The sequence below is a fragment of the Saccharothrix mutabilis subsp. mutabilis genome, from assembly GCF_039521145.1.
Classification (GTDB): domain Bacteria; phylum Actinomycetota; class Actinomycetes; order Mycobacteriales; family Pseudonocardiaceae; genus Actinosynnema; species Actinosynnema mutabilis.
Genome location: NZ_BAAABU010000004.1, coordinates 429,327 through 455,287, shown reverse-complemented (window position 1 = coordinate 455,287; position 25,961 = coordinate 429,327). Strand labels below are relative to the sequence as shown.

Sequence of the window (25,961 nt, the reverse complement as noted above, 5' to 3'; positions counted from 1 at the left end):
GCACTCGTGTAAACAGGGAAGTCCCGCTTGCGCGCCTAGAGGTTTTTTTGGTCGTTGTGGTCACGGAGGTGCCCATGGGTGGACGTGGGTCGCTGGCGCGCCAGCTGCTCGTGTGGCAACTCGTAGTGGTCGTGGCGCTGCTCTGCGCGGTCGGCGTGCTGTCCGTCGTCCAGGCGGGGGCGAACTTCCGCACGACCGAGGGACGCCGGATGCTGTCCGTGGCCGAGGACACCGCCGCCACCGCCGGGGTCCGCGCCTCGCTGGCCGACCCGCTGCGGCACTACGCGCTGGCCCCGTTCGCCACGACCGCGCAGAGCCTGTCCGGGGCGAGCTACGTGATCATCGCCGGCGCGGACCGCGAGGTGCTCACCTCACCCGACCCGGCCCAGGTCGGCGAACCGCTGGAGCTGGGCGACAGCACCGCCCTGGCCGGCCGCTCGTGGGTGGGCGAGCTGGGCGGGGCGACCGTCGCGCACGTCCCGGTCATCGGCGACGGCGGGCAGGTCATCGGCCTGGTCGCCGCCGGGCAGCAGGCCCCGGGGTTCTGGGAGGGTGTGCTGGACTCGCCGGACAACGCGCTGCGCCTGCTCGGCGTGGCGCTGGTGATCGGCGTGGCCGGCTCGCTGCTCCTGGCGCGCCGGGTGAAGAACCAGACCCTGGGCCTGGAACCGCACGAGATCACCGCCCTGGTCGAGTACCGCGAGGCGTTGCTGCACGGCATCAAGGAGGGCGTGGTGGCGCTGGACCCGCAACACCGCGTGACCCTGGTCAACGACCACGCCCGCGAGCTGCTCAACCTGCCCGACGACGCCGTGGGCCGCTCGGTGGCCGACCTGGGCGTGGACGAGCGGCTGCGCGACGTCCTGACCGGCCGCGTCACCGGAGCCGACCAGGTGGCGCTGGGCGAGGGCCGGGTCCTCACACTGAACCGCATGCCCCTCGACGTGCACGGCTCGGTCGTCACCCTCCGCGACCGGACGGAACTCAGAACGCTCCGGGACGAGCTGGACGCGAGCCGGCACGCCACCGACACCCTGCGCGCCCAGGCGCACGAGTTCAGCAACCGCCTGCACACCATCGCGGGCCTGGTGGAGCTGGGCGAGTACGACGAGGTGCGCGGGTTCATCAGCCGGATCAGCGGTGCGCAGGGCCGGTGGCGGGCGGAGGTGTCGTCCCGCGTGGCCGACCCGGCGGTGGCGGCGCTGCTGATCGCGAAGTCCAGCCTGGCGGCGGAACGCGGCATCGGCCTGCGCCTCGACCCGGCCAGTCACCTGTCCACTGTGGACGAGGTGCTGTCCACGGATCTCGTGCTGGTGTTGGGGAACCTCGTGGACAACGCCCTCGACGCGTTGACCGAGCAGGGCTGGATCGAGGTGTCCGTACGCCAGGTGGACGGCGAAGTCCTCGTGGTGGTCCGAGATTCCGGGCCGGGCGTCGCGCCGGAGCTGGCCGAGGAGGTGTTCCGCCACGGCTTCACCACCAAGGCGGCGGAACAGGGTTCCCGGGGCCTGGGCCTGGCGCTGATCCGGCAGACCTGCTTGCGGCGCGGCGGTTCCGTCCGCGTGGACGGCGCCGTGTTCACCGCGCGGCTGCCCGTGGAGGTGGCGGGGTGATCAGGGTCCTGGTGGTGGACGACGACTTCATGGTCGCGAAGGTCCACAGTGGATACGTGGCGCGGACACCGGGTTTCGAGGTCGTCGGCGTCGCGCACACCGGGGCGGACGCGCTGCGGCTGGTGCGGGAGCAGCGGCCGGACCTGGTGCTGCTGGACATCTACCTGCCGGACCTGGACGGGCTGGGCGTGCTGCGCGAGCTGCGGTCCGGGCCGGACGAGGTGGACGTCATCGTGATCACGGCGGCGACGGATGTCGAGACCGTGCGCAGCGCCATGCGCGGCGGGGTGCTGCACTACCTGATCAAGCCGTTCGAGTACGCGGCGCTGCGCGACCAGCTGGCGCACTTCGCGGCCCTGGACCGGCGGCTGGGCCGGTTGGCGTCGGCCGGGCAGGCGGACGTGGACCAGGTGTTCGGGGCGCGGCCGACGTCCGCGGCCCGGTTGCCCAAGGGGTTGAGCCCGCCGACCGCGGCGCTGGTGGAGCGGGTGCTGCGGGAGCGGCCGGGCGGGGTGTCGGCGTCGGAGTGCGCGGAGGCGACCGAGTTGGCCCGGGTGTCGGCCCGGCGCTACCTGGAGCACTTCGTGGCGATCGGCAAGGCCGAGGTGCGGCTGCGGTACGGCGGCACGGGCCGGCCCGAGCGGCAGTACGTCTGGCTCGGCTGACCGCCGACGCCGCGCGCCCCGCGGTCACTGCCGCCGCCCCGCGGGCCTAGTCCCAGCGGCCGGTGCGGCCCTGCTTGGTCTGGGCGCGGCGCTTCTTCTCCGCGATCCGGCGTTCCTGCGAGCCCTTGGTCGGCTTGGTGGGCCGCCGCTTGGGCGGCGGGGGCGCCGCCGCGTCGCGCAGCAGCCGGACCAGCCGTTCGCGGGCCGCCTGGCGGTTCTTCAACTGGGTGCGGAACTCGCTGGCCGCGATGGTCAGCACCCCGTCCACCAGCCGGTTGTCCAGCCGGGCCAGCATGCGGTTGCGCAGGTGTTCCGGGACCGCCGGCGAGGACGCCAGGTCGAACGACAGCTCGACCCGGCTGTCCGCCGTGTTCACGCCCTGGCCGCCGGGGCCGGAGGACCTGGAGAAGCGCTCGCTCAACTCGGCCGCCGGCACCACCAGCGTCCGCGTCACCACCAGGTCCTCGCCCACCCGACCAGGTTAGAACGTCAGGCCGGGGATCGTCGCGAGCTTTACCGCCTGGTCCTCGGTCAACGGCTGACCGCCGTCGCCCACGGCCTTGTCGCTGCTGTTGGACACCTGGACGTGCACCCGGCCGCCCGGGATGGCCACGTCCACCAGGGTGAGCCTGATCCCGTTCCACTCGCTGGTGCTGACGAACACCTCGCGTTCGTCGGGCTGCCGGAACACCCGGCACCCGGGCTCGCACTTCGGCGGGTTGCCCGGCATGAGGTAGATCAGCACCATGCCCCTGCCCGCCGCCGTCGTCACGTCGGTGACCGACTTGTACTGGGTGCCCGACGCGGCGAAGGTCCACGGCGTCATCGGGTCGCCGGCGATCGGGCCGACCTGCGCGCCCTCCGGCAACGCGCCCGACGCGGCGAGCAGCGCCGTGAGCTGTTCGGCCCGCTCGTCCGTCACCGGCCGCGGCGGCTGGGGGAGCGGCATGGACGGCACGTCCGCCCCCGGCTTGGTCGTGTGCGTCACCCGCGGCTCGTCCGCCGGCGACGACGGCGGGGCCGCGGTGGTCAGCGGCGGGGACGCCGAGGACGCCCCCACCTCCACCGAGCCGCCGCCCCCGCTGGACCCGAGCATGGCGGGCACGCACACGGCGGTGACGGTCACCAGGACGGCGACGCCGGTCACGGCGCGGCGCACGGCCACGCGGCGCTTGCCGGCCTTCATGATCTTCGGCACGTCGAGGGTGAGCGGGGGCTCGCCGTCGAACGCGGTTTCCAGGGCCTGCTTGATGTCGCTCATCGCTGCTCCTCGAAGACGTGGCGGCCGAGAAGTTCCCGCAGCGTGGCCAAACCCTTCGCCGCCTGGCTCTTCACGGTGCCCTCGGACCGACCGAGGAGACGGGCGGTCTCGGTGATGCTCAGGTCCTCCCAGTAGCGCAGGACCACGACAGCGCGCTGCCCCTTCGGCAGGGCCGCCAACGCCTCCCGGACGTCCAGGTCGGCGTGGCCGGCGCCGGCCACGGGCGTGTCCGGCAGCCGCTCCACCACCGTCTCCCGGCTGCGGAACCCGCGCCGCGACTCGTCGATGGCCGCGCGGACCAGGATCTTGCGCGCGTAGGCGTCCAGCCCGCCGTCCCGGCGGATCCGGGGCCACGCCACGTACAGCTTGGTCAACGCGGTCTGCACCAGGTCCTCGGCCCGGTGCCAGTCGCCGCACAGCAGGTACGCGGTCCGCCGCAGCACCAGCGCGCGGGCTGCGACGAACTCGGCGAACTCGCGGTCGCGTTCCACTCGCCCTCCCTCGGTCGCCGGTCAATACGGGACCGGGACCGCGCGGGGTTGCCTCACCCGTCGAACGACATCCAGGCGTCCACGATCACCCGCCGCAGGACCACGACGCCCCCGCCATCCAGCCGGACGACGGGGGCGGTCATGGGCGTTTCCCTAGAACCTCGGGTGGTCACCGACGAGCGCGGTCGCGCCGTCCTCGGAGCGGGTCACCTCGCCCAGCACCCAGGCGGGCACGTGGCGGGCGGTCAGCACGGCCAGGGCGCGGTCGACGTCCTCCGGGGACACGACGGCGACCATGCCGATGCCCATGTTGAACGTCTTCTCCATCTCCTCGCGCTCCACCCGGCCGCGCTGGGCGATCATCTGGAACACCGGCGCGGGCGTCCAGGTGCCGCGGTCGAGGGTGGCGTGCAGGCCCTCGGGCAGCACGCGCGCCAGGTTCGCGGCCAGGCCGCCGCCGGTGACGTGCGCGAACGTCCGCACCTCGGCCTCCGCGGCCAGCGCGAGGCAGTCCTTGGCGTAGATGCGGGTCGGCTCCAGCAGCTCCTCGCCGAGGGTGCGGCCGAACTCCTCGACGTGCCCGGACAGCGGCATGCGGCCGATGTCCAGCAGCACGTGCCGGGCCAGGGAGTACCCGTTCGAGTGCAGCCCGGAGGACCCCATGGCGATGACGACGTCGCCGTGCCGCACGCGGTCCGGCCCGAGCATCGCGGACGCCTCGACCACGCCCACGCCGGTGCCGGAGATGTCGTAGTCGTTCTCGCCCATCAGGCCGGGGTGCTCGGCGGTCTCGCCGCCCAGCAGCGCGCAGCCGGCCTGGACGCAGCCCTCCGCGATGCCCTTGACCAGCGCCGCGACCTTCTCCGGCACGACCTTGCCGATGGCGATGTAGTCCTGCAGGAACAGCGGCTCCGCGCCGCACACCACGAGGTCGTCCACCACCATCGCGACCAGGTCGATGCCGACGGTGTCGTGCTTGTCCAGCGCCTGGGCGACCGCGATCTTGGTGCCGACGCCGTCGGTGGACGACGCGAGCACCGGCTCCTTCCAGCGGTCCAGGCGCAGCTTGAACAGGCCCGCGAACCCGCCGATGCCGCCGAGCACCTCGGGCCGCTGCGCCTTCGCCGCCCACGGCTTGAGCTTCTCCACCGCCTCGTCACCTGCGGTGATGCTGACTCCGGCGGCGGCGTAAGTGGCCTTGGGGGTGTCGGTCACGTCACTGGCTCTCATGTTGTGCGGGCAGGTCTGTCAGGGACGCCGCAAAGCGTCCTCGGCACCGTACCCGTTCGCCAGAACGGGAGCCGCCGAGCCCGCCACGCCCCGGATGCCCTCCAGCAGGTGCTTGCCGATCAGGGCGTCCTCGGGCAGCGGGATGGGGTACTCGCCGTCGAAGCAGGCCGAGCACAGCCGGGTGCGGGGCTGTTCGGTGGCCGCGACGAGCTGCTCCAGCGACACGTAGCCCAGCGAGTCGGACCCGATGGAGCGGCGGATGCCGTCGTCGTCGAGGCCGTTGGCGATCAGCTCGGCGCGGGAGGCGAAGTCGATGCCGTAGAAGCACGGCCACTTCACCGGCGGGGACGCGATCCGGACGTGCACCTCGACCGCGCCGGCCTCGCGCAGCATGCGGACCAGGGCGCGCTGGGTGTTGCCGCGCACGATCGAGTCGTCCACGACGACCAGGCGCTTGCCGCGGATGACGTCGCGCAGCGGGTTGAGCTTGAGCCGGATGCCCAGCTGCCGGATGGTCTGCGACGGCTGGATGAACGTGCGGCCCACGTAGGCGTTCTTGACCAGGCCGGACCCGTAGGGGATGCCGGAGGCCTGGGCGTAGCCGATGGCGGCCGGGGTGCCGGACTCGGGCACCGGGATGACCAGGTCGGCCTCCACCGGGTGCTCCTGGGCCAGGCGGCGGCCGATCTCGACTCGGGTGGCGTGCACGGACCGGCCGGCGATCGTGGTGTCCGGGCGGGCCAGGTAGACGTACTCGAAGATGCAGCCCTTGGGCTCGGGGTTGGCGAACCGGGACGACCGCAGGCCGTTCTCGTCGATCGCGATCAGCTCGCCCGGCTCGACCTCGCGGACGAACGACGCGCCCACGATGTCCAGGGCGGCGGTCTCGCTGGCCACGACCCAGCCGCGCTCCAGCCGGCCCAACACCAGCGGGCGCACGCCGTGCGGGTCGCGGGCCGCGTAGAGGGTGGACTCGTCGGAGAAGGCGAGGCAGAACGCGCCGCGCAGGGTCGGCAGGAGCTGCATGGCGGCCTGCTCGATGCCGATGTCCGCGGCCTGCGCCGCGAGCAGCCCGCACACCAGGTCCGAGTCGGTGGTCGCGCCGTGGCTGGTGTCCACGCCCAGCTCGCGGGCGCGGACCAGCAGCTCGGCGGTGTTCACCAGGTTGCCGTTGTGGCCCAGCGACAGGCCGGAGCCGGTCGCCGTGGTGCGGAAGGTGGGCTGGGCGTTCTCCCACGTGGTGGAGCCGGTCGTGGAGTAGCGGCAGTGCCCGACGGCGACGTGGCCGCGCAGGCTGGACAGCACCTGCTCGTCGAACACCTGGCTGACCAGGCCCAGGTCCTTGAAGACGACGACCTGGCTGCCGTCGCCGACGGAGATGCCGGCGGCTTCCTGCCCGCGGTGCTGCAACGCGTACAGGCCGTAGTAGGTGAGTTTGGCGACCTCTTCGCCCGGCGCCCAGACACCGAACACCCCGCATTCCTCGCGGGGCTCCTGCTCGGTATCGGTGCGGCCGGTTGCTGACTGGTCGGTGACCACCGAGTGCTCCCTAGCGACGCGGGCGGGCTGCACACCGAGTGTAAGGCGAACGGGGGGTGAACCACCCCCATCAGCACCCGTCGGACGTGAGCAAGCACACCCCGTCAGTCCAGCTTGACCACGCTGAGCAGGCTCTGGTCACCGGTGGTCTTGAGCGGCAGCCGGCCCCAGAGCCCGTAGTGGACGATCTGCGCCTCGCCGGTGATCTGGAGGTCGGTCTCCTCACCCGGCCACGCGGCCCGCAGCTCGGGCACCACCCCGGGCTCCAGGGTGACCACCCACGCCTCGGGGACGTCGGTGAGCTGCACGAACGCGGTGCCCTTGGCGGTCGGCGGGACGTCGGTGGCGTACTTGGCGGCCAGGAGGGTGCCCAGGGACTCCTCGATGCCGTCCACGGCGAAGTCGGTGTCGCCTGCGACCAGCTCGCGCAGGGCGGCCTGGGCGTCCCAGCGGCGCAGGTCGAGTTCGTGGGCGATGCGGCGGTGCCACACCCAGGCGAGGTCGGGCGCGGCGGGCGAGAACGTCCAGGCGGGGCGGTTGCCGGGGACGGCGGGCAGCACCTCGGCGGCCAGCGCGAGCTGCGCGTCGAGGTAGTCGAGGGGGACGACGTCCCGCGGCACCGGGGGCAGGTTGAGCCGGACCGTGCTGCCGCTGCGCAGGTATTCGAGGGAGGTCTGGAGGAAGCGGCCGACGTGCAGGGTCAGCTCGGTGAACGTCCAGCCGGGGCAGCTGGGCACCTTGGCCTCCGGGTCGGCCCCGCCCACGGCTGCGCGGAACATCGCGGCCTGCTCCTCGAACTTCGCCGTCCACCGCTGCGGGTTCCAGCCAGCCACTTGCGCCTCCCGTGTCCTGTCACGCCGCCTCCACCGACGCGGCCACAGCGAACATGGTTCCGCATCCGGGCTCACGTTTCGCGGGAACCGGGGATGATCGTGCTGCGTCGGAGTGGCCAGCGGCTAGCGGCACGAAGGGTGGGGAACCGTGTTCGGTGTGCGACCAGAGACGTTGCGCGCGGCGTCCAAGCAGTTCCACGAGGGTGCGGACGCGGCGGGCGACGGAGCCGAGATGATCTCGATGCTGCGCCTGGACGCGAGCGCCCTGGGCGAGGTCGCCGCCGCCGCCGAGTTCGCCGACGCCCTGGCCAAGTGGGCCGGCGAGCAGTCCGACGACCTGCGCCGCGGCAGCGCGTGGTACCGCGACGCGGGCGACGGCCTGAACGAGAACGCCGACGCCTACCAGCGCGCCGACGACGACTCCGGCAACTCGTTCCGTTCCGTGGAAGGTGGCCTGGCGTGAGCTTCGTCGACCCCGAGGTCCTGTACGGGCAGCTCGCGTCGGGCGACGCGGGCCGAGTGGCCGCCGCCGCGGACCCCATCAGCGGCGCGCAGAGCGCCGTGAGCCGAGCGGGCCAGTCCGTGACCACCGGCGGTCAGACCGCCACCGCCAGCTGGCAGGGCGAGTCGGCCCAGAGGTTCGGCGTGCGCGCCGAGCTGTCCACCAGGTCCGCCACCGTGGCCGGCGAACGCCTGGGCGCGGGCATCGACATCGTGCAGGCGGCGTCCCGGGCGTACGGCCAGATGCGCGGCAGCGCGGACCAGCTGATCGACTTCTGGCGCGGCCGCTCCCCGGCGCTGGACGAGGCGCAGACGCGCGAGCTGGCGAACAAGGTCAACGAGCAGCTGACGAACGTCAAGAACAGCTACGAGAACGTCCTGCGCTCGTACGCGAAGGCCCTGTCGGGCGTCCGCCCGGCCTTCCAGGAGGTGGCGGCGAAGGACGCCGGCTGGAACACGGCCGTCCAGTCCATGCGGACGACCGCCACCGTCCCCCCGCCGGGCACCGACCCGAAGAAGGTCGCCGAGTGGTGGAAGTCGCTGACGAAGGAACAGCAGGACGAACTCCTGCGCACGAAGTTCCAGGAACTCGGCCAGCTCCGCGGCCTGCCCTCGGAAGTCCTCGACACCGCCAACCGCCGCCGCATCGACGACGACCGGCAGCGCTTCTCGGCGGAGGCCGACCAGCTCCAGTCGCAGATGGACGCGCGGGCCCGCGAGCTGGGCCTGGACCCGAGCAAGTCCGACGACCTGACCAAGCTGCTGAACGACCCGCGGTACGCGGACCTGGCCGAGAAGAAGGACGTCGCCCAGACCAAGGCCGACAACGCGGAGAAGGTCCAGAAGAGCATCGACCAGGCCGACCAGTTCGCGCGTGACCGCGGCTGGCTCAAGCCCGACGGCTCGCCCGACGTCCGGATCATGGCCTGGGACCCCTACGGCCCGCGCGGCGACGGTGCCACCGCGATCGCGTACGGCAACCCCGACACCGCCAAGAACCTCGCGGTGGCCGTGCCGGGCACCGGCTCCACGCTCGACAACTTCTCCATCAGCCAGGCCGGCAACCTCCGCGAGGCCATGGGCCCGAACGGCAACGCCACGATCCAGTGGCTGGGCTACGACGCCCCCGGCTGGGCGCCCGGCGAGGTCGACAACCCGGCGCAGGCCCGCGAGGGCGGCGCGAACCTGGTGGCCGACGTCGACGGCTACCGCGCCGCCGCCGAGGCCGCCGGCAACCGCCAGCACCTGACCGTGATCGGTCACTCCTACGGCTCGACCACCGTGGGCTACGCCGGCATGAACGGCCTGGCGGCGGACGACATCGCGTTCGTCGGCTCGCCCGGTGTCGGCGCGTCGAACGTCAACCAGCTCTCCGCCGGCCCCGGGCACGTCTACGTCGGCGCGACCGAGCACGACCCCGTGGTCCAGGGCACCAGTTCCAGCTGGTTCACCCAGGACGGGTCGTCGATCGGCCCGTACGACGACCGGTTCGGCGCGAAGACCTTCGGCACCAGCGACGGCACCTCGGCGCTCGGCGCCCACTCGCAGTACTACGCGCAGAACTCCGAGTCCCTGGACAACCTCGCCAAGATCGCCACCGGCGACGGCGGCTCGGTGACCGAGCAGAAGTGGCACGACAACCCGCTCGGCCCGTCGCTGCCCGGTTCGCACATCCCGGTCGTCGGCCCGGTGATCGACGTCGTGAGCGGCACGGCGGTCGGTGCCGCCGATCTCGTCACGGACGCGGGTTCCGGTCTCTACAACGCCGGTCGCGACGCCTGGAACGGCAACTGGTCCGGGGCGGGCAACGGGCTGGTCAACACCGGCAAGGAGATCGTCAACGACACCGTGGACGTCGTGGTCGGCGGAGTCGGCGACGTGGTCGAAGGCGGACGTGACCTGGTCGAGGGCGCGAAGGGCGCCTGGGACAAGACCGTCGGCTCCTGGTTCTAGGTCGTGCGGCGCGGGTGGGCGGGGTGTCCCGCCCACCCGCGGCGGCTCGTCACGCCGCGCGGCACGGACCCACCGACAGCTTGGGGTCCACACCGTCGAAGCCGTTGTCGTCCGAACGCTTCACCGTGCAGGTCACGACATCACCGACCTTGACGTCCTTCGGGAGTTGGTCGAGGTCGGCGCCGTAGGTGCCGGTGTGCGGCGCCTTCGCCTTGTCCTGGCTCTCGTCCAGCTCCATGCCGACCCGGGTGGCGGCCTTCCCCGTGGGGTCCGGGACGATCCGCACGACCTTGAGCCGCACGTCGCCCTCCCACTCGGAGCCGCACCCCACGAGGACCAGTCCGACCGCCGCCACGACCACACCGAGCTTCAACGCCTTCACGTGCCCGAGCCTAGCCAGTGGCCGTGGCGCGTGCGGCGGGTTCAGATCCGGACGACCGGGAGCAGGGTGGAGAGGTCTGCTCGGCTGCCGGACGCGGTCACCCGCGCGTCTTCCAGGGCCTGGGACCACTCCATGCGGCCCGTGGCCAGGAGGAGCCAGGTTTCCGGGTCGGTTTCCACCACGTTCGGTGGGGTGCCCCGGGTGTGGCGGGGGCCGGCTAAGCACTGCACTGCCGCGAACGGCGGGACCCGTACCTCGACGCTGCGGCCCGGGGCCAGTTGTTCCAGGGTGCGCAGGCTGAGCTTCACCGCCGTGGCCAGGACCGGGCGGTCCGGTTTGTCCGCTTCCCCCGTCAGCCAGGGGAGGACGGCGGCCACGGCGGTGCGCAGCTCGGTCGGGTCGACGGGCTTGGGCGGCATCCGACCAGGTTAGCGGTGGCGCAGGGCGCGTTGGGCCTGGTGCAGGTTGCGGGGCTCGACCGGGGTTCCGTAGGACTCCAGGGCCGCGTTCAGGGGGCCGGTGAAGTCCGGTTTGTCGATCTGGCCGAACTCGGTGACCTCGCTGATGCCGACCGTGGCGCTGAGCGGTGCCACGTGGTCGATCTTCACGCAGCCCGCGCGGCCGTTGGTGACGGTCACGTTCCAGTGCGTGAACCTCGCCCCGTACAACGGTCCCGCGTCCGCCGAACCGCCGTGCGCGCCGTCGTTGTGGATCGTGATCTCGGTGCGGACGTTGGCGAACGGCAAGCCGCGGTGCGTGTCGAACGTGCCCGCGTCCATCCGCCCGCGCGACCAGACGTTGCCGCACGACAGGCCTTCCACGTTGACGCCGTGGTGGCCGGACCCGGGCGTGGGTGGTTCGGTGAAGGCGCCGATCGCGAAGTCCTGCACCAGGTTGTCGTGCGACTGCTCGCGGCACGCGTACGAGTGGTGCTGACCCCGGCCCTCGACGCGGGTGTTCAGCAGCGAAACACCCTTGGCGGACACCAGCAGGAAGCCGTTGTCACTGTCCACAACGGACACGTCGTCGGCCCAGCAGTCCCAGGCGCACTGGAACGCCAGGCCGTTGTAACCCTTGTCCTGCAAGTGGGCCGGGCGCGTCGTCTTTGCCATGCGGATCGTCAGGCCCTCGACGCCGACGCCGGTGATCGGCGGCGCGAGCGTGGTCAGGCGGGGGTTGAAGGACGGGCGGGCGTCCAGGGGCAGTGGTTGGGCCAGGCGAACCCTGTTGCCGCGCACCGACCCGATGCGGACCGGCCACACGAAAGGCTTGTACGACAACAGTTTCGTCTTGTCGCTCCACTTGTAGGTCTGCGTGCCCGGGATGTCACCGCACATGTGCTTGAACAGCCCGTAGTCGCCGTCGTCGTCGAGCTGGAGCAGGACCCGTTGCCCGGCCCGGAGGTTCGAGGCGTCGGCGACGGTGAGGTCACACGTTCCACGATCCGCGTGTTCAACAATCCTCGCCAGCTCGGTGCTCTCGTCACCGCCGTTGCCGGTCCACCCCTCGAACGGCCAGCGCTGCGCCCGGATCGCGTCGACCAGCGCGCGGTACCGGTCGCGGTGGCACACCCACACCAGCCCGCCGCTCCAACTCCACGCGGAACTGGTGCCGCCGTACCGGCTGCGGTTGACCCCGACGACCTCTTCGAGCGGGCGCGTGGCGAACAGCGTGGTGCGGGCGCTGCCGACGCCGCGCAGGACGACGTTCGAGTGGCCGACGCGGACGACGTCGTCGATGCGGTAGGTCCCGGCGGGCAGCAGCACCGTGCCACCGCCGCGCCGGCCGACGTCCTCGATGGCCCGGTTGATGGCGGCGGAGGCGTCGGCCGATCCGTCCGGCTTCGCGCCGTAGCGCAGGACGTTGGCGCGCACGGCGGGGCGCGGCGGGCGTTGCCCGGTCCGGTAGCCGGCGAAGGCGACGTTGGGGATGCGCGGGTGGGCGTTCGGGTCGGCCACGAACTCCCGCCACAGCCCGGCGGGTGCGGGTTCCGTGCCCCGCGCGGTGCCGGCGAACACCGCGCTACCGAGTAGGGCCGCTCCGGATCCGATCAGGAACTGCCGTCGCTCGATGGTCATCTGGCCGTCTCCTCGTGCAAGGGGGCGGCAGCGGTGACCAGATCAAACCCCAGGAACGACCCGAACGCCAGACCCGGCAACCGGACGCACGCACGAACGCGCCGAACCGCGACCGGGCGCGCCCGCACGAAACGCGCCGACCCGGTCCCGGGAGTCGCTAGATCTTCGCGGCGCGCACGGCCTCGGCCAGCAGCTCCTCCACCTGGTGCACCAAGCGGCGCGCGTCGGTCGGCGTGAACGTGCTCCACGGCTCCGACCCGTTCGACGCCCGCCGTTGCTGCAGGTAGCGCCCGTCCTCGGTGTCGAAGAACGCCACCACCCGGTCCGGCCGGCAGCGCTTGCCGTACTTGTCCCGGGCCGCCGCGCCGAAGTTGCCCGTGTGGACCAGGCCGGTGAACATCTTCACCAGCGTCGTCGCGTCCTCCTGGCGCACGCCGTGGTTGCGCAGCGAGTTCTCCAGGCTCTTGGGCGAGCCGTCGGAGTTCTTCACCGCCTTCTCCAGGTCGGCGCTGGGCATGGTCACCGAGTGACCGGTGCCCGCCGGGTGCGCGGGCAGCGTGCCGAGGACCGCGCTGGGCAGGCCGCTGCCCGCCGCGCGCCGGAACGTCAGCTGGTTGTCGCTCAAGGTCGCGATCGCGCCGTGGTCGCCGTTGGCCGCCGCGAGCACGCGCACGCTGCGCCCCACCCAGATGCGGCCGTCCACCTCGCGCTCCGGCCGGACGAACTGCCGGAGCAGGTAGTCCAGCTCCGGGTGCAGCCCGGTCGGGCCGCCCAACCCGCGCGCGCCGACGGCCTGCCACACGCGGCGCTCCAGGTCGGCGCGCTCCTGGTGGGTCTTGCCCGGCGACGGCACCTTGATCACCAACGGCATCGGCCCGAGGTCGAGCCGTTCCCACAGGACGTCGAACTCCTCGGCGGAGAGGGTGATCGGTTCCCTCTCGGCCTGCCCCCCGAAAATGGTCACTGCTGCCGCTCCACGTCAACCTCAGCACCGGCCCCACCCCGACGATGGGGCCCTCTTGCCAGTCCAGGCCGGGACCCGTGGAGGTCCCGGCCTGGACGCCGAACCGTCGAGCTACTGCGGGGTCTCGCCGATCACCGGCGGCGCGACCAGGCGGTCGTCACCGAACACGTCGTCCGTCTCGACCAGGTAGTCGGCGGACTTGTGCTCGATGTCGTCCTCGCCGTTCGCGCCGTGGCCGGCCGCGCCACCCGCGCCCATGCCCGCACCCGGACCGCCGGGACGACCACCGGGGCCGCCCGGACCACCGGGGCCACCCGGACCGAAGCCGCCGACACCGGCCATGCCGCCACGACCGGGCATCCCGCCCGGGTTGCCGCCCATGCCGGGGCCGCCGGGCATACCGGGACCGCCGGGGCCGAAGCCGCGACCCATGCCGTTCGGACCACCGGGGCCACCGGGACCGCCCGGCATGCCGGGACGCATCGGCGGCACACCCGGCCGGTTCTGACCACCCGGACCGGTGGGCACGCGCGGCGGGACCGGCGGGTTCGTGCCCGTCGGCGGCTTCCAGCCGGGCGTCGGACCACCGGGCGGGTTCGTGCCCGGCGGCAGACCACCGATCGGCGGCGTGGGCGTCGGCGTGACCGGCGGCGGGGTCGGGGTCGGGTTGGGCGTCACCCACGACGGGTTGGTGGTGCCGCCCTGGAACGACGGCGGCGGGGCCGCCGGCGGGGCCGGCGTGGGCGCGGCCCAGGACGGCTTGGTGGTGCCGCCGCCGTCACCGGGCGGCGTCCACGTCGGCGTGCTGTTGTAGTTCGCGCTGCTGGTGTTGTAGCTCTGCTGGCCGCCGGGCGACGGGGTGTCGACGACGACCTGCGGCGGGGGGACGAACTCGCCCAGCGTGTTGGAGTTCCACTCGCTGCTGGACTGGTAGTTGTTCATCACCTCGACGGCCTTGGCCTCGGCGTTGTCCTGCGCCGCTTCCTGGGCCTCGTGGTCCTTCTGCTGGTTGATGACGTGCATCATGCCCACCGGGCCGCCCAGCGCGCCGAGGACCTTGTCCCCGGTCGACGGGGCCTCGGTGGTCACCTTGACCGGCTCGGGCATCTCCTTGCGGGCGTCCGCGATGTAGTCCGCCTGCAGCTGCGCGGAGGCCTTCATCGTGTCGGAGCCCTGCTTGGCGTCACCGGCCCACTGGGCGAGCGGCGACAGCGCCTTCTGGGTCTCGTCGGCGGTCGAGCCCTCCCACTTGGCGCCCAGCTTCTCCAGGCCGCGGTGGATCGACTCGTCGATGTCGGCCAGGGTCTCGGAGAGCGCCTTCCACTTGTCCTCGATGGGACGGGAGGCGGCGACGCCCGGGCCTTCGTTGATCATGCGGTGCAGATCGGGGTGGGCATACCCGCGCCAGCGGTGGTCACCCATCGTGCTCGCCCCCCTCGGGTGCGTTGTCCATCAGTCTGTGGTCGGTGGTGGTCAGTCGCGCTTGACGCGTCCCCAGGAGGCGACGTTGTCACCCTCGACGCGGCGGTAGTTGTCCTCGATCGCCTGGAGCTGCCGCACCACGCCGTCGAGCTGCTTGCGGTACTCCTTGATCGCGGTCAGTGCGGCGGAGTCACCGGCCTCGAAGGTGTCCTGGTTGAACTTCTCCGCGGTCTCCTTGGAGACCGGGTCGCCCGCCCAGTTCTTCGCGCGCAACGCCCACTCCGCGTCCCGCAGCTGCGCGTCGAGGCGCTCCAGCGCGTCGGCGAACACCTTCTTCGCCTCGGGAATGGCCGTCGGGTCGACGTGCAGCTTCTGCTGCGTCCCGCTGTACGCCGGCGGAGTATCCGTGGTACCCCCGCCACCACCATCCGCGATGAACACGGCACACCCTCCTGTAGTGCTGCACATACCCCAGCGTGTGCATTTGGGATGACTCTAACTCTGATGCGGCACGCGGGTGGATGGTTCCGGGTGCAAAGCGAGTAGTTCTACTCGTGTTTCAGCGAGCTGTAAGGGTGGCGACCGCCGCACCGGCGATCTGCTGCACCATCTCGCACAGCCTGCCCTGGGGCACCGACTCGTCGATGCTGGTCGTCTGGAGCGCCAGCACCTGCCCGTCCGACACGTCCACGCCCAGGTAGCAGGAGCTCTTCTGCTGGGGCGTGCTGCCCAGGACCGCCGGGAAGCCCGCCACCTGGAGCTGCTGGGTCTCGACGTCGAAGCTGCCGTCGGTGAAGAACTCGATGCCCGAGGTGGTGGCGGTGATCACGGTCGCGCCCCACGTGCGGTCCTCGCGGTTGTGGTCGCACGACGGCGACCGGAACACGGTGGACGTGCCCTTCGTGGGCGGGCGGTCGAGGCCGAGCTCCTTGCGCTGGGCGTCGGTGAGCAGCGTGCAGGGGTCGACGTCCTTCAGGTTGATCGTCTTCGGCCGCTTGGCCGGTTCCTTCGACGTCGAGGTCGGCTTGCCGGACGACCCGGTGGTCGCGCTGGTGGGCGAGCCCGGGGTCGGGGAGCCGGTGGTCGACTCGGAGCAGCCCGCGAGGAGCAACACGGCGGCGAGGAGCGGCACGGCACGGCGCATGGGGCTCAAAGTATCCGATCGGCGCGCACGGAGCGTCGCCATTGGGCACACCCGCGTCACCCGTCGGCAGCATTGCCCGACCGCCCCACTGAACGGAAACCTCCTTTACTAAGAGCCGCCGCCCTGATCAGGGGAGTTGCAATACGCTCACGGGCAGTCCCGCTCGTGGCGGCTCTGGCACTCGCGCTCGCCGTGCCCGACGCCGTCGCCCTTCCGACAGACCGGCCCGGTCGACCCGCCGGCACGCCCCAGGCCCCGCTCACGGTCGCCGCCGACCCCGGCACCGCCGCCACCGTCCCCGACTGGCGACTGCAGTCCAGCGCCCGCGCGCCCCAGACCGGCGCGGACATCTCGACCCCCGGGTACTCCGACGCCGGCTGGCGCACCGTGCCCGCCCGCTCCACCGTCCTCGCCGGCCTGGTCGCCGCCGGCGCCTACCCGGACCTCACCCGCGGCGACAACCTCAAGCAGGTCGACCCGACCGACTTCACCGTCCCCTGGTGGTACCGCAAGGTCTTCACCGCCGACCCCCGCCCCGGCGCGCACACGTCGCTCAGGCTCGACGGCGGCGTCATCTCGCGCGGCGAGGTCTGGCTCAACGGCACCCTCGTCGCGGGACCGGACCGGGTCGTCGGCGCGTACCCCACCCACGAGTTCGACGTCACCGCCCTGCTCCGGCCCGGCGCGAACGCCCTCGCGATCCGCGCCGCCGCGGCCGACCCGAAGCAGGACCTGCTCATCCACTTCATCGACTGGTCCCAACTGCCGCCCGACCGCAACCAGGGCCTGTTCCGCGACGTCCGGTTCACCACCAGCGGCCCGGTCTCCCTGCGCTTCCCCCGGGCCACCGCCGACCTGCCGCTGCCCGCCCTCGACACCGCGAAGGTCACCTTCGAGGTCGAGGCCCGCAACAACACCGACGCCCCGGTCACCACCCTGGTCACCGGCGGCATCGGCCACACCGCGCACAGCCGGACGGTCACCCTCGCCGCCCGCGCGACCACGACCGTCACCTTCACCGAGGACGTCACCCGCCCCCGCGTGTGGTGGCCGTTCCAAATGGGTGACCAGCCCCTCTACACGGCGTCCTTCACGGCGACCGTCGACACCCGGGACTCCGACCGCGCCACCACCCGGTTCGGCATCCGCGAGGTCTCGTCGTCGCTGGTGGACGGCGGGCGGCAGTTCCACGTCAACGGCGAGCCGTTCCTCGTGCGCGGCGGCGGGTGGGCCTCGGACCTGTTCCTGCGCACCGACGTGCGCAGGATCGAGGACCAGCTCAAGCTCGTCCGCTCGATGGGCATGAACACCCTGCGCCTGGAGGGCAAGCCGGAGAACGACGAGCTGTACGACCTCGCCGACCGGCTCGGCATCATGCTGCTCACCGGCTGGGAGTGCTGCTCGAAGTGGGAGGACTACGCGTCCTTCGACGCCGAGGACAAGCGCGTCGCCGGCGCGTCCGCGGAGAGCGAGGCCCGGCGCGTGCGCAACCACCCGTCGATGCTCGGCTTCCTGATCGGCAGCGACGCCGCGCCCGGCGCGGAGCTGGAACGCATCTACCTCGACGCCCTCGCCCGCGCGCACTGGAACCTGCCGATCGTGTCCTCCGCCAAGGCCGTCGCCTCGCCACAGCTCGGCGCGCCGGGGATGAAGATGGAGGGCCCGTACTGGTGGGTCCCGCCGACCTACTGGTACACCAAGCGCCTCGGCGGGGCGTTCGGCTTCGCGTCCGAGGTCGGCCCCGGCCCGACCATCCCGGAGCTGGACGAGCTGCGGAAGTTCCTCACCCCGCGGGACATCGCCAAGCTCACCGACCACAACGCCGTGCAGTACCACCTGGCGCCGTCCCCGACGTTCAACAAGCTCTCCTTCTGGGGCGCCGCCCTGGACAACCGGTACGGTCGGCCGGCCACACCGGAACAGCTGGTGCGCAAAGCCCAACTGGCGAACTACGAGATCAACCGCGCCCAACTGGAAGCGTTCGGCCGCAACTCGTCCGACCCGGCGAAACCGGCCACCGGCGTCATCTACTGGATGCTCAACGACGCCTGGCCGACCCTCTACTGGCACCTGTACGACTACCACCTGGCCACGGCCGGCTCGTACTTCGGCGCGAAGACCGCCCTGCGGCCCCTGCACGTCCAGTACTCCTACGACGACCGCTCGCTCGTCGTGGTCAACACGGGCCTGGCCGAGGTGGGCGGACTGCGGGTCCGGGCCACGGTCTTCCACCTCGACGGCACGGTGAAGGCCGACGACACCCACCCGGTCACCGCCCGCGCCAACGGGTCCACCCGCGCCGGCGCGCTGCCCACCCCGGGCGGCCTGTCCACGACGTACTTCGTGCGCCTCCTGCTCCAGGACGGCCAGGGCCGCGTCCTCGACCGCAACGTCTACTGGCTGTCCACCAAGCCCGACACCCTCGACTACGCCAAGTCCACCTGGTACCACACGCCCCAGTCCGCCTACGCCGACCTGAAGGGCCTGGACCGCCTCCCGACCGGCCTGGTGGCGGTGCGGACCGCCTCGACCGACGGCGAGACCCGCGTGGAGCTGACGAACACCGGCCGCTCGGTCGCGTTCTTCGTGCGGGCGACGGTCCGCAAGGGCGCCGGCGGCCCGGAAGTCCTGCCCACCGACTGGAGCGACAACTACGTGACGCTGTGGCCGGGCGAGACCGTCACGCTCACCGCCCGCTACCGGTCGTCGGACCTCGGCGGGGCGTCCCCGGCGGTGGAGGTGTTCGGCCACAACGTGCCGCGGGTCGTGCGCTGAGTCGTAGACCGGCGTGGACCGCCGTAGCCTCTCGTCCCGTGGGTGACACGGTGCGGGCCGCGATGGTGGTGCCAGGCAAGCCCGACCTGGCGACGGTGGTGGACCACGAGGTCGCCACGCCGTCCGACGAAGTGGTGGTGCGGGGCCTGCTGGCCGGCATGTGCGGCACCGACGTGGAGATCATCCGCGACGGCTTCGGCCGGCTCCCGCCGGGCAGGGACCGCCTGGTGCCCTTCCACGAGTCGGTGGGGCGGGTCCTCTCCGCGCCGGACGGTTCGGGGTTCGCACCGGGCGACCTGGTGGCGGGCGTGGTCCGCAGGCCGGACCCCGAGCCGTGCCCGGCCTGCGCCGTGGACGCCTGGGACTTCTGCCGCAACGGCGGGTACCGGGAGCGCGGCATCAAGGAGCTGGACGGGTACGGCATGCGGCGCTGGAGCGTGCCGCCCAAGTACGCCGTCCGCCTCGACCCCGCCCTGGGCGAGCTGGGCGTCCTGACCGAGCCGGCGTCGATCGTCGCCAAGGCCTGGGCCCAGGCCGACCAGCAGTCCCGGCGCGCCCACGTCCAGCCCCGGAAAGCCCTGGTCACCGGGGCCGGCCCGATCGGCTTGCTGGCCGCCCTCCTGGCCACCCAGCGCGGCCTGGAGGTGCACGTGGTGGACCGCGTCGAGAAGGGCCCGAAACCGGACCTGGTCCGGGCCCTCGGCGCGCACTACCACCGCTCGCTGGACGAGGTCGAGGACGTCGACGTCGCCATCGAGTGCACCGGCGCGGCCCCGGTCGTCTGGGACACCGTCCGCCGGGCCTCGACCACGGTCCTCGCGGGCCTGACCGGCGACCACGACCCGGTCCCGCTCGACCCGTCCGTCTTCGACTCCGTCGTCCTGCACAACAAGGCCGTCATCGGGACGGTCAACGCGGGCCTGCCCGACTACGAGACCGCGGCCGAAGCCCTCGCCCGCGCCGACCGGACGTGGCTGGCCGGCCTGATCACCCGCAGGATCCCGCTGGACCGCTTCACCGAGGCCCTCGACAAGGAGGAGGACGACGTCAAGGTCGTCATCGACCTGACCTGATCAGGCGCGCAGCAGCTCGTCGATCTCGCCGGGCGTCATCGGCTTGGCGAAGAACCAGCCCTGCCCGGTGTCGCACCCGATCCGGTGCAGGCGCTTGGCCTGCGACGGCGTCTCCACGCCCTCCGCCGTCACGCCCAACCGCAACGCGTGCGCCAACTGCACCAGCGTGGACACGATCTGGACGTCGACCGGGTCCTCCTCGTCGGCCGCCCGCAACCCCTCCATGAACGACCCGGCGATCTTCAGCTCGTGCACCGGCAGGTGCTTGAGGTAGGCCAGGTTCGAGTAGCCGGTGCCGAAGTCGTCGATGGCGATCCGCACGCCCATGTCGGACAACGCCCGCAGGGCCTCCAACGGCTCGTCCGCGGTGCCCATGATCGCGCTCTCGGTCAACTCCAGCTGCAGGTGGTGCGGCGGCAACGCGCACTCGTCCAGGATGCGCTTCACGTCCCGCACCAGCTCGGGGTCCCGCGACTGGCGCACCGCCAGGTTCACCGACACGAACGGCGCGGACTCGCCGAACTCCTCCAGCCAGCGCCGGGCCTGCCGGCAGGCCGCCCGCAGCACCCACCGGCCCAGCGGGACGATCAGCCCGGTCTCCTCGGCCAGCTCGATGAACCGGTCCGGCGCGAGCCGCCCGAACTCCGGGTGCTGCCACCGCACCAGCGCCTCGACGCCGACGACCGTGCTGTCCTCCAGCCGCACCAGGGGCTGGTAGTCCACGTAGAACTCGTCGCGCTCCAGCGCCGCGGGCATGGTCGCGGACAGCGTGAACCGGGCGACCTCGCGGGCGTTGCGCTCCGGGTCGTACAGCGCCCAGCGCGACTTGCCGTCCGCCTTCGCCCAGTACAGCGTGATGTCGGCGTCGCGCATGAGGTCGGCCGCGGTCGTGCCGGACAGCGCCCGCTCCACGATGCCGATCGACGCCGACACGGTCAGCTCGTGCCCGCCGATCCGGATCGGCGACTCCAGCTCCCGTAACACCCGGTCGGCCACGTCCACGATGTCCTGGGTGTCCGCCGACCCCTCCACCAGGATGACGAACTCGTCGCCGCCCATCCGCGCGACCAGCTTGCCCTCGCCGGACACCGAGTGGTCCAGCCGCCGGCCGACCTCGACCAGCAGCTGGTCGCCGATGTCGTGGCCCAGGCTGTCGTTGATCACCTTGAACCCGTCGAGGTCCAGGTAGCACAGTCCGGCGCGGCGGCGCGCCCGGTTGTTGAACACCCGCCCGAGCCGCTCCAGGAACAGCGCCCGGTTGGGCAGGCCGGTCAGCGGGTCGTGCAGCGCCTGGTAGCGCAGCCGGTTCTGCAGCAGGTGGCGGTCGGTGACGTCCTCGATCATCGCCACCTGGTACTGCGGGTCGCCGTGGTCGTCGCGGACCAGGGACAGCGTCAGGTGCGTCCACACCTGCTCGCCGTCGGCGCGGCGGAACCGCTTCTCGGCCCGGTAGTGGTCGCACTCGCCGGCGGTGAGCTGGTCGTAGAGGCGCCAGACGCTGGAGCCGTCCTCCGGGTGCATCAGGTCGCGGATGTTGTACTGCCGCATCTCCTCGACGCTGAAGCCGAGCATGTCCTGCAACGCCTGGTTGACGTCGAGGATGCGGCCCTCGATGTCGGCGATGCCGATGCCGATCGCGGCCTCGGTGAACATCGCCCGGAACCGCGCTTCGGAGGCCCGCAGCGCGGCCTCGGCCTGGTCGCGGGCGTCCAGCACGGCCGCCCGGATCGCCTCCTGCTCGGCCAGCGTGCGCTCGCGCAGCGCGCGGGCGTACCCGGCGGACAGCGCGCCCTGCAACGCGGCCAGGCGGGACCGCATCAGCTCGTCGGGCGCGATGCCCAGCTCGGCGAGCAGGTCGTCGCCGAGCAGCTGGATGGTGCGGCCGAGCGTGTCGGTGCCGGTGAAGTGCGCCTCCACCAGGCGCGCGCCGATCTCGTAGCCGGGCGCGGTGCGGAACGGGCTCGCGTGCAGCGCGTGCACCAGCACCTCGGTGAGCGCCTGGAGGTGCTCGGCGACCTCGGTGCGGGTCATCGGGACGTAACTGCTGCCGATCACCGCGGTGGCCCACGTGCGGGCGAAGGACTCCGCCCCGGCCAGTACGGCGGGGTCGAGGTTCGATCGGCCCGGTGTCGCCACCCGATGGTCAACCTGTTCCGTCATGTCCGTCGGCCTACCGCCACAACGCAGAGGATACGGGCGTGCGCGTGCTGGAGTCGAACATCAGGACTTCCGCCCCACGGCGCCGAAGCCCAGGAAGCGGGCGGCGCCCTCGTCCACGTCGTCGGGCGACTCCGGGTGCCACAGGGGCAGCCGCGCCACGCCCGGATCGACCAGGGCGAAGCCGTCGAACAGGGCCTCCACCTCGTGCTTGCGCCGGTAGGTCATCTCGCTGACGCCGCGGTTGTAGGTGCCGCGGGCGTCGTCCCACGCCGGGTTCCACTCGCCGTCCTCGTAGCCCGCGTGCGACACGGCGAGGTAGCTGCCGTGCGGGAGCGCGTCGCGGTAGGCGGCGACGATGCCGTGCGGGTCGTCGGTGTCGGGCACGAAGTGCAGCAGGGCGATCATCAGCACGGCGATGGGCTGGTCGAAGTCGAGCAGGTCCTGCACCTCGGGGGACTTCAGCACGCCCCGCGCGTCCCGCACGTCGGTTTGCAGCACGTTGACCGACTCGTTGCCGGTGAGGATGGCGCGGCTGTGCGCGACGGCGACCGGGTCGATGTCGACGTAGACGATCTTGGCGTCGGGGTCGACGGCCTGCGCGATCTCGTGCACGTTGCCCACGGTCGGGATGCCGGACCCCAGGTCGAGGAACTGCCGGATGCCCTGCGCGAGCAGGTACCGGACGGCGCGCCGCAGGAAGGCGCGGTGGTTGAGGATGACGTTCCGCAGGATCGGCACGTCCGCCAGCACCTTGTCGCCCACGGCCCGGTCGATGGCGAAGTTGTGCGCGCCGCCCAACCAGTAGTCGTAGACGCGTGCGATGCTCGGACGCCCGAGGTCGATGTCGACCGGCGCCCAGTTGGGGCGCTCCACGCTGTCCACGGGGTTCTCCTTACGCCTTGGTCCGGCCGGTTGCCCGCCGTTGCGGTGACCCCCACATCATGGGCCAATCCGGTGAGTTAGCACACCGCTCCCCCGCGGGTAGTTGTGTTCCCGTCACCGTGTCGGCGGTCACCGGGAAGAATGCCCCGCTTGTGAAGTACCTGTTGGTCGCGGGCGCGGTCGTCAGCGCGGTGGGCTGGGTGTGGTTGCTGCTCGTCGTCCGGCGGCGCAGGCCCCGGCTCAAGCCGGTGCTGCTCTCCGCCGTCGGCGCGTTCATGCTGGTCACGGGCTGGCTGTTGGTGCTGGACCCGCACAGCCCCAAGCACGAGGTGATCAAGTCCGGCGGGCTGGCGGCCGGGTCGGTCGTCGCCTTGTACGCGTTGTGGCTCAACGACCGGCGCCGGCGCATGGACGAGAAGCGCCACGACCTGGAGATCGAACGGGCCGAACACGACCGGTCGCGGGTCGCCGACGAGAGGTTCGCCCGATCGGTGGAACTGCTGGGTCACGAGACGGAACAGGTGCGGGTCGGCGCGATGCACGCCCTGGCCGGACTGGCGCGGTCCCGCCCGGAGTACACCCAGACCGTGCTCGACGTCCTGTGCGCCTACCTGCGCCGACCCTTCCAGCCCGACGTGCTCGCCGCGCGGCCCGGTGAGCACGCGCCGGAGCGGGAGCCCGACGGCACCGGCCACTACACGCCGGAGAGCGAGCGCGAGCTGGAGGTCCGGCTCACCGCCCAGCGCCTGGTCGCCGACCTGCTGCCGCGCGACGACCAGGGCGGCGCCGAGCTGTACGACCTGAACCTGACCCGGGCCTACCTGGAGTACTTCGACCTCTCGCACCGCCAGGTCGGCGAGTTGACCGTCCGGGCCGCGCGGCTGGCCCGGTCCAACTCGTTCCACCACCTGGTCGTGCACGGTGGGGCGTGGTTCACCGACTCGGTCAGCACGGGCCGGCTGCACATGCACGACATGGTGTTCTGCGACCTGGGCTGGTTCAGCCGGGTCGAGTTCGGCGACCGGGCGGACTTCGCGCGCACCCGGTTCTTCGGGCCGGCGAAGTTCGCCGGGGCGCGGTTCCACGGGCCGGTGTCGTTCGAGGGCGCGCGGTTCGACGAGCCGGTGGACCGGACCGGGCTGGAGCTGCCGCCCGACGCCGTGCCGCCCGCGGGCCGACTGGACGAGGTGGTGGGGTGAGCGTGCGGGGACGGGTGCTGCTGGCGGTGAGCGTGACCGCCGCGGTCCTGGTGACCGTGGTGACGACGGCCGTGCTGCTGTGGGTCGAGCCGAAGCTGTCCAAGGCGGAGGCGGTCAAGACCGGCGGGCTCGCCGGCGGCGCGGTCGTCGCGCTGTACGCGTTGTGGCTCAACGACCGCCGCCGCCGCACCGAGGAGGCGCGCCACGAGCTGGAGAGCGACAAGGTCGCCGACGAGCGGTTCTCGCGGGCCGTGGAGATGTTGGGCAACGAGGCCGACCAGGTCCGGGTGGGCGCGATGCACGCCCTGGCCGGCCTGGCGCGCTCCACGCCCCGGCGGTACAAGCAGACCGTCCTGGACGTGCTGTGCGCCTACCTGCGGCGACCGTTCGACCACGCGGCCTACGGCAAGCTGCCGGAGGACCCCGACCAGGCGTTCCACCGGTTCACCGCGGCCGACAAGCCGACGCCGGAAGAGGACCGCGAGCGCACCGTCCGGCTCACCGCGCAGCGGCTGATCACCGACCTGCTGCCGTGGGGCCAGGACCCCGACGAGACGCTGTACCACCTCGACCTGACCGGGGCGAACGTCGAGTACTTCCGGCTGGAGGGCAGGCGGGTCGGCCGGCTGACCGCGCGGCGCACCCGGTTCCACGGCATCACCGCGTTCCGCGAGGTCACGTTCGGCAAGCCGGCGCTGTTCTCCGGCGGGGAGTTCCTGGGCCGGGTGGACTTCCGCCACGCCCGGTTCACCGGCGGCATGTCGTTGCAGGCCGTGCGGTTCGAGCGCCCGCTGGACGCGCGCGGGGCGACGGTCGGCGAGTTCCTGCACCTGCCGCCGAGCGCGCCGGAGCTGGTCGGGTCGGTGGAGCTGCTGCCGGGGACGCGGGTGAAGGAGGACCCGACCGGGTGGGAGCTAACCGGTCGCGAGGGTGCGGTCTTCCAGCACCATGTCGAGCAGGACTGACGCCGCCGCGCTCACGCTCGCCCCGGTGACCACGGACGTGCCGGTCGTCGGGGCGTCCGCGATCGGCACGAACCGGGCCCGGGTCGGCTTGTGCCGGAACGACTCGGGCACCAGCGCGACGCCCAGCCCGAAGCCGACGAAGTCCAGCAGCGAGTGGACGTCGTTGACCTCCACCGCGACCCGCCGTTCCACACCGGCCTGGGCCAGCGCGCGGTCGACGTCGTCGCGCGTGCCCCAGTCGGGGTTGAAGTCCACGAAGGACTCCCCGGACAGGTCGGCCAGCAGCACCGACTCCTCTTGCGCGAAGCGGCTGTCCGGGCCGCAGACGAGCACCATCGACTCGGTGTCCACAGAGGACTGCGGCAGGTCGCCGGCGCTCGCCGTGGTGACGAACGCGAGGTCCAGCCGGCCCGCCCGCACCTCCTCCGCGAGTTCGCCGGAACCGCCCTGCCGCAACCGGATCTCCACGCCGGGGTGCCGGTCGTGGAACCGGGCCAGCACCTCCGGCAGGTGCACGGCGTGCAGGCACTGGACCGACCCGACGGCCAGCGTGCCGCGCAGCAGCCCCTGCACGCCGGCCACGGCGTTGCGGGCCGCGTCGACAGTGCTGAGCACCCGCCGGGCCTCCTCCAGCAACGCCCGCCCGGCCTGGGTCAGCTCGACCTGCCGGGTGGAGCGCAGGAACAGCGGCGCGCCCAGCTCGACCTCCAGCGCCCGGATCGAGGCGGACAGCCCCGACTGGGCGACGCGCATCCGCCGCGCGGCCCGCGTGAAATGGCACTCCTCCGCGACCGCGACGAAGTATTCGAGCTGGCGCAACTCCACGATTCA

24 protein-coding genes are annotated in these 25,961 nt (G+C 72.3%); 8 read left to right on the top strand and 16 right to left on the bottom strand.

The window, feature by feature from the left end; genetic code table 11:
* Positions 1-74: 74 nt before the first annotated feature.
* Together ABD126_RS13175 and ABD126_RS13170 are read left to right on the top strand one after the other, a co-directional pair.
* Entirely contained in the window at positions 75-1,613 is a 1,539-nt protein-coding gene (locus tag ABD126_RS13175; RefSeq protein WP_343934058.1) for a sensor histidine kinase, read from the top strand.
* On the top strand, positions 1,610-2,278 hold the full coding sequence (locus tag ABD126_RS13170; RefSeq protein ID WP_343934057.1) for a response regulator: 669 nt from the start codon (positions 1,610-1,612) through the stop codon (positions 2,276-2,278). The genes ABD126_RS13175 and ABD126_RS13170 overlap by 4 nt, the downstream gene beginning before the upstream one ends.
* Positions 2,279-2,324: 46 nt before the next feature.
* On the opposite strand, the gene arfB is transcribed toward ABD126_RS13170, so the two are convergent.
* The 6 genes from arfB to ABD126_RS13140 all read right to left on the bottom strand — a co-directional run bounded on the left by arfB (position 2,325) and on the right by ABD126_RS13140 (position 7,632).
* Entirely contained in the window at positions 2,325-2,750 is a 426-nt protein-coding gene (gene arfB / locus ABD126_RS13165) for an alternative ribosome rescue aminoacyl-tRNA hydrolase ArfB (protein WP_343934056.1), read from the bottom strand.
* A gap of 9 nt (positions 2,751-2,759) precedes the next feature.
* Positions 2,760-3,539, bottom strand: coding sequence for a hypothetical protein (locus ABD126_RS13160; RefSeq protein WP_343934055.1), 780 nt, complete (start codon positions 3,537-3,539; stop codon positions 2,760-2,762).
* On the bottom strand, positions 3,536-4,030 hold the full coding sequence (locus ABD126_RS13155) for a SigE family RNA polymerase sigma factor (protein WP_343934054.1): 495 nt from the start codon (positions 4,028-4,030) through the stop codon (positions 3,536-3,538). Before ABD126_RS13155 ends, ABD126_RS13160 begins: the two co-directional genes overlap by 4 nt.
* 153 nt (positions 4,031-4,183) lie before the next feature.
* Complete coding sequence (purM, locus tag ABD126_RS13150) at positions 4,184-5,260, bottom strand: phosphoribosylformylglycinamidine cyclo-ligase (protein WP_380567169.1); 1,077 nt, start codon at positions 5,258-5,260, stop codon at positions 4,184-4,186.
* An 18-nt stretch (positions 5,261-5,278) separates the two neighbouring features.
* Positions 5,279-6,799, bottom strand: a complete 1,521-nt coding sequence (purF, locus tag ABD126_RS13145) for an amidophosphoribosyltransferase (protein ID WP_343934052.1) — start codon at positions 6,797-6,799, stop codon at positions 5,279-5,281.
* Positions 6,800-6,903: 104 nt separating this feature from the next.
* Positions 6,904-7,632 carry a maleylpyruvate isomerase N-terminal domain-containing protein gene (locus tag ABD126_RS13140; protein ID WP_343934051.1) on the bottom strand — a complete coding sequence of 243 codons (729 nt, stop codon included), beginning with the start codon at positions 7,630-7,632 and terminating at the stop codon, positions 6,904-6,906.
* A gap of 157 nt (positions 7,633-7,789) precedes the next feature.
* Here ABD126_RS13140 and ABD126_RS13135 point away from each other — a divergent pair, with 157 nt between their 5' ends.
* Both ABD126_RS13135 and ABD126_RS13130 read left to right on the top strand, forming a co-directional pair.
* The gene (locus ABD126_RS13135) at positions 7,790-8,095 is read left to right on the top strand and encodes a hypothetical protein (RefSeq protein WP_343934050.1); all 306 of its coding nucleotides are present in this window, start codon (positions 7,790-7,792) and stop codon (positions 8,093-8,095) included.
* A complete protein-coding gene (locus tag ABD126_RS13130) occupies positions 8,092-10,086 on the top strand; it encodes an alpha/beta hydrolase (protein ID WP_343934049.1) in 1,995 nt (664 codons plus the stop codon). Before ABD126_RS13135 ends, ABD126_RS13130 begins: the two co-directional genes overlap by 4 nt.
* Before the next feature lie 49 nt (positions 10,087-10,135).
* On the opposite strand, the gene ABD126_RS13125 is transcribed toward ABD126_RS13130, so the two are convergent.
* The 7 genes from ABD126_RS13125 to ABD126_RS13095 all read right to left on the bottom strand — a co-directional run bounded on the left by ABD126_RS13125 (position 10,136) and on the right by ABD126_RS13095 (position 16,076).
* Positions 10,136-10,468: a hypothetical protein gene (locus tag ABD126_RS13125; protein ID WP_343934048.1), complete on the bottom strand. Its 333-nt coding sequence runs from the start codon at positions 10,466-10,468 to the stop codon at positions 10,136-10,138.
* Between the two features lie 41 nt (positions 10,469-10,509).
* Positions 10,510-10,887 (bottom strand): sterol carrier family protein, encoded by a 378-nt coding sequence (locus ABD126_RS13120; protein WP_343934047.1) that lies wholly within the window; start codon positions 10,885-10,887, stop codon positions 10,510-10,512.
* Between the two features lie 9 nt (positions 10,888-10,896).
* Positions 10,897-12,546, bottom strand: coding sequence for a glycosyl hydrolase family 28-related protein (locus ABD126_RS13115; protein ID WP_343934046.1), 1,650 nt, complete (start codon positions 12,544-12,546; stop codon positions 10,897-10,899).
* A gap of 157 nt (positions 12,547-12,703) precedes the next feature.
* Positions 12,704-13,510, bottom strand: coding sequence for an ESX secretion-associated protein EspG (locus ABD126_RS13110; RefSeq protein WP_343934045.1), 807 nt, complete (start codon positions 13,508-13,510; stop codon positions 12,704-12,706).
* A gap of 111 nt (positions 13,511-13,621) precedes the next feature.
* The gene (locus ABD126_RS13105; protein WP_343934044.1) at positions 13,622-14,932 is read right to left on the bottom strand and encodes a PPE domain-containing protein; all 1,311 of its coding nucleotides are present in this window, start codon (positions 14,930-14,932) and stop codon (positions 13,622-13,624) included.
* Positions 14,933-14,983: 51 nt separating this feature from the next.
* On the bottom strand, positions 14,984-15,373 hold the full coding sequence (locus ABD126_RS13100) for a transcriptional regulator (RefSeq protein WP_343934043.1): 390 nt from the start codon (positions 15,371-15,373) through the stop codon (positions 14,984-14,986).
* A gap of 118 nt (positions 15,374-15,491) precedes the next feature.
* Positions 15,492-16,076, bottom strand: a complete 585-nt coding sequence (locus ABD126_RS13095) for a DUF3558 domain-containing protein (RefSeq protein ID WP_343934042.1) — start codon at positions 16,074-16,076, stop codon at positions 15,492-15,494.
* Between the two features lie 165 nt (positions 16,077-16,241).
* Between ABD126_RS13095 and ABD126_RS13090 the strand changes: the two genes are divergently transcribed.
* The gene (locus ABD126_RS13090; RefSeq protein WP_343934041.1) at positions 16,242-18,851 is read left to right on the top strand and encodes a glycosyl hydrolase 2 galactose-binding domain-containing protein; all 2,610 of its coding nucleotides are present in this window, start codon (positions 16,242-16,244) and stop codon (positions 18,849-18,851) included.
* Positions 18,852-18,889: 38 nt separating this feature from the next.
* The gene (locus ABD126_RS13085; RefSeq protein ID WP_343934040.1) at positions 18,890-19,924 is read left to right on the top strand and encodes a glucose 1-dehydrogenase; all 1,035 of its coding nucleotides are present in this window, start codon (positions 18,890-18,892) and stop codon (positions 19,922-19,924) included.
* Here ABD126_RS13085 and ABD126_RS13080 read toward each other — a convergent pair whose 3' ends face one another.
* Both ABD126_RS13080 and ABD126_RS13075 read right to left on the bottom strand, forming a co-directional pair.
* The gene (locus ABD126_RS13080; protein WP_343934039.1) at positions 19,925-22,084 is read right to left on the bottom strand and encodes a putative bifunctional diguanylate cyclase/phosphodiesterase; all 2,160 of its coding nucleotides are present in this window, start codon (positions 22,082-22,084) and stop codon (positions 19,925-19,927) included.
* Positions 22,085-22,144: 60 nt separating this feature from the next.
* Positions 22,145-22,966: an SAM-dependent methyltransferase gene (locus ABD126_RS13075; RefSeq protein WP_343934038.1), complete on the bottom strand. Its 822-nt coding sequence runs from the start codon at positions 22,964-22,966 to the stop codon at positions 22,145-22,147.
* A gap of 152 nt (positions 22,967-23,118) precedes the next feature.
* Between ABD126_RS13075 and ABD126_RS13070 the strand changes: the two genes are divergently transcribed.
* Positions 23,119-24,165, top strand: coding sequence for a pentapeptide repeat-containing protein (locus ABD126_RS13070; protein ID WP_343934037.1), 1,047 nt, complete (start codon positions 23,119-23,121; stop codon positions 24,163-24,165).
* Positions 24,162-25,130 carry a pentapeptide repeat-containing protein gene (locus tag ABD126_RS13065; RefSeq protein WP_343934036.1) on the top strand — a complete coding sequence of 323 codons (969 nt, stop codon included), beginning with the start codon at positions 24,162-24,164 and terminating at the stop codon, positions 25,128-25,130. Before ABD126_RS13070 ends, ABD126_RS13065 begins: the two co-directional genes overlap by 4 nt.
* Here ABD126_RS13065 and ABD126_RS13060 read toward each other — a convergent pair.
* Positions 25,080-25,955 carry a LysR substrate-binding domain-containing protein gene (locus ABD126_RS13060; protein ID WP_343934035.1) on the bottom strand — a complete coding sequence of 292 codons (876 nt, stop codon included), beginning with the start codon at positions 25,953-25,955 and terminating at the stop codon, positions 25,080-25,082. The genes ABD126_RS13065 and ABD126_RS13060 overlap by 51 nt on opposite strands.
* Positions 25,956-25,961: the final 6 nt, after the last annotated feature.

Coding starts and splice junctions, on each gene's coding strand:
- ABD126_RS13175 (WP_343934058.1), top strand. CDS start 75: ATGGGTGGACGTGGGTCGCTGGCGCGCCAGCTGCTCGTGTGGCAACTC.
- ABD126_RS13160 (WP_343934055.1), bottom strand. CDS start 3,539: ATGAGCGACATCAAGCAGGCCCTGGAAACCGCGTTCGACGGCGAGCCC.
- purM (WP_380567169.1), bottom strand. CDS start 5,260: ATGAGAGCCAGTGACGTGACCGACACCCCCAAGGCCACTTACGCCGCC.
- ABD126_RS13120 (WP_343934047.1), bottom strand. CDS start 10,887: ATGCCGCCCAAGCCCGTCGACCCGACCGAGCTGCGCACCGCCGTGGCC.
- ABD126_RS13115 (WP_343934046.1), bottom strand. CDS start 12,546: ATGACCATCGAGCGACGGCAGTTCCTGATCGGATCCGGAGCGGCCCTA.
- ABD126_RS13105 (WP_343934044.1), bottom strand. CDS start 14,932: ATGGGTGACCACCGCTGGCGCGGGTATGCCCACCCCGATCTGCACCGC.
- ABD126_RS13095 (WP_343934042.1), bottom strand. CDS start 16,076: ATGCGCCGTGCCGTGCCGCTCCTCGCCGCCGTGTTGCTCCTCGCGGGC.
- ABD126_RS13080 (WP_343934039.1), bottom strand. CDS start 22,084: ATGACGGAACAGGTTGACCATCGGGTGGCGACACCGGGCCGATCGAAC.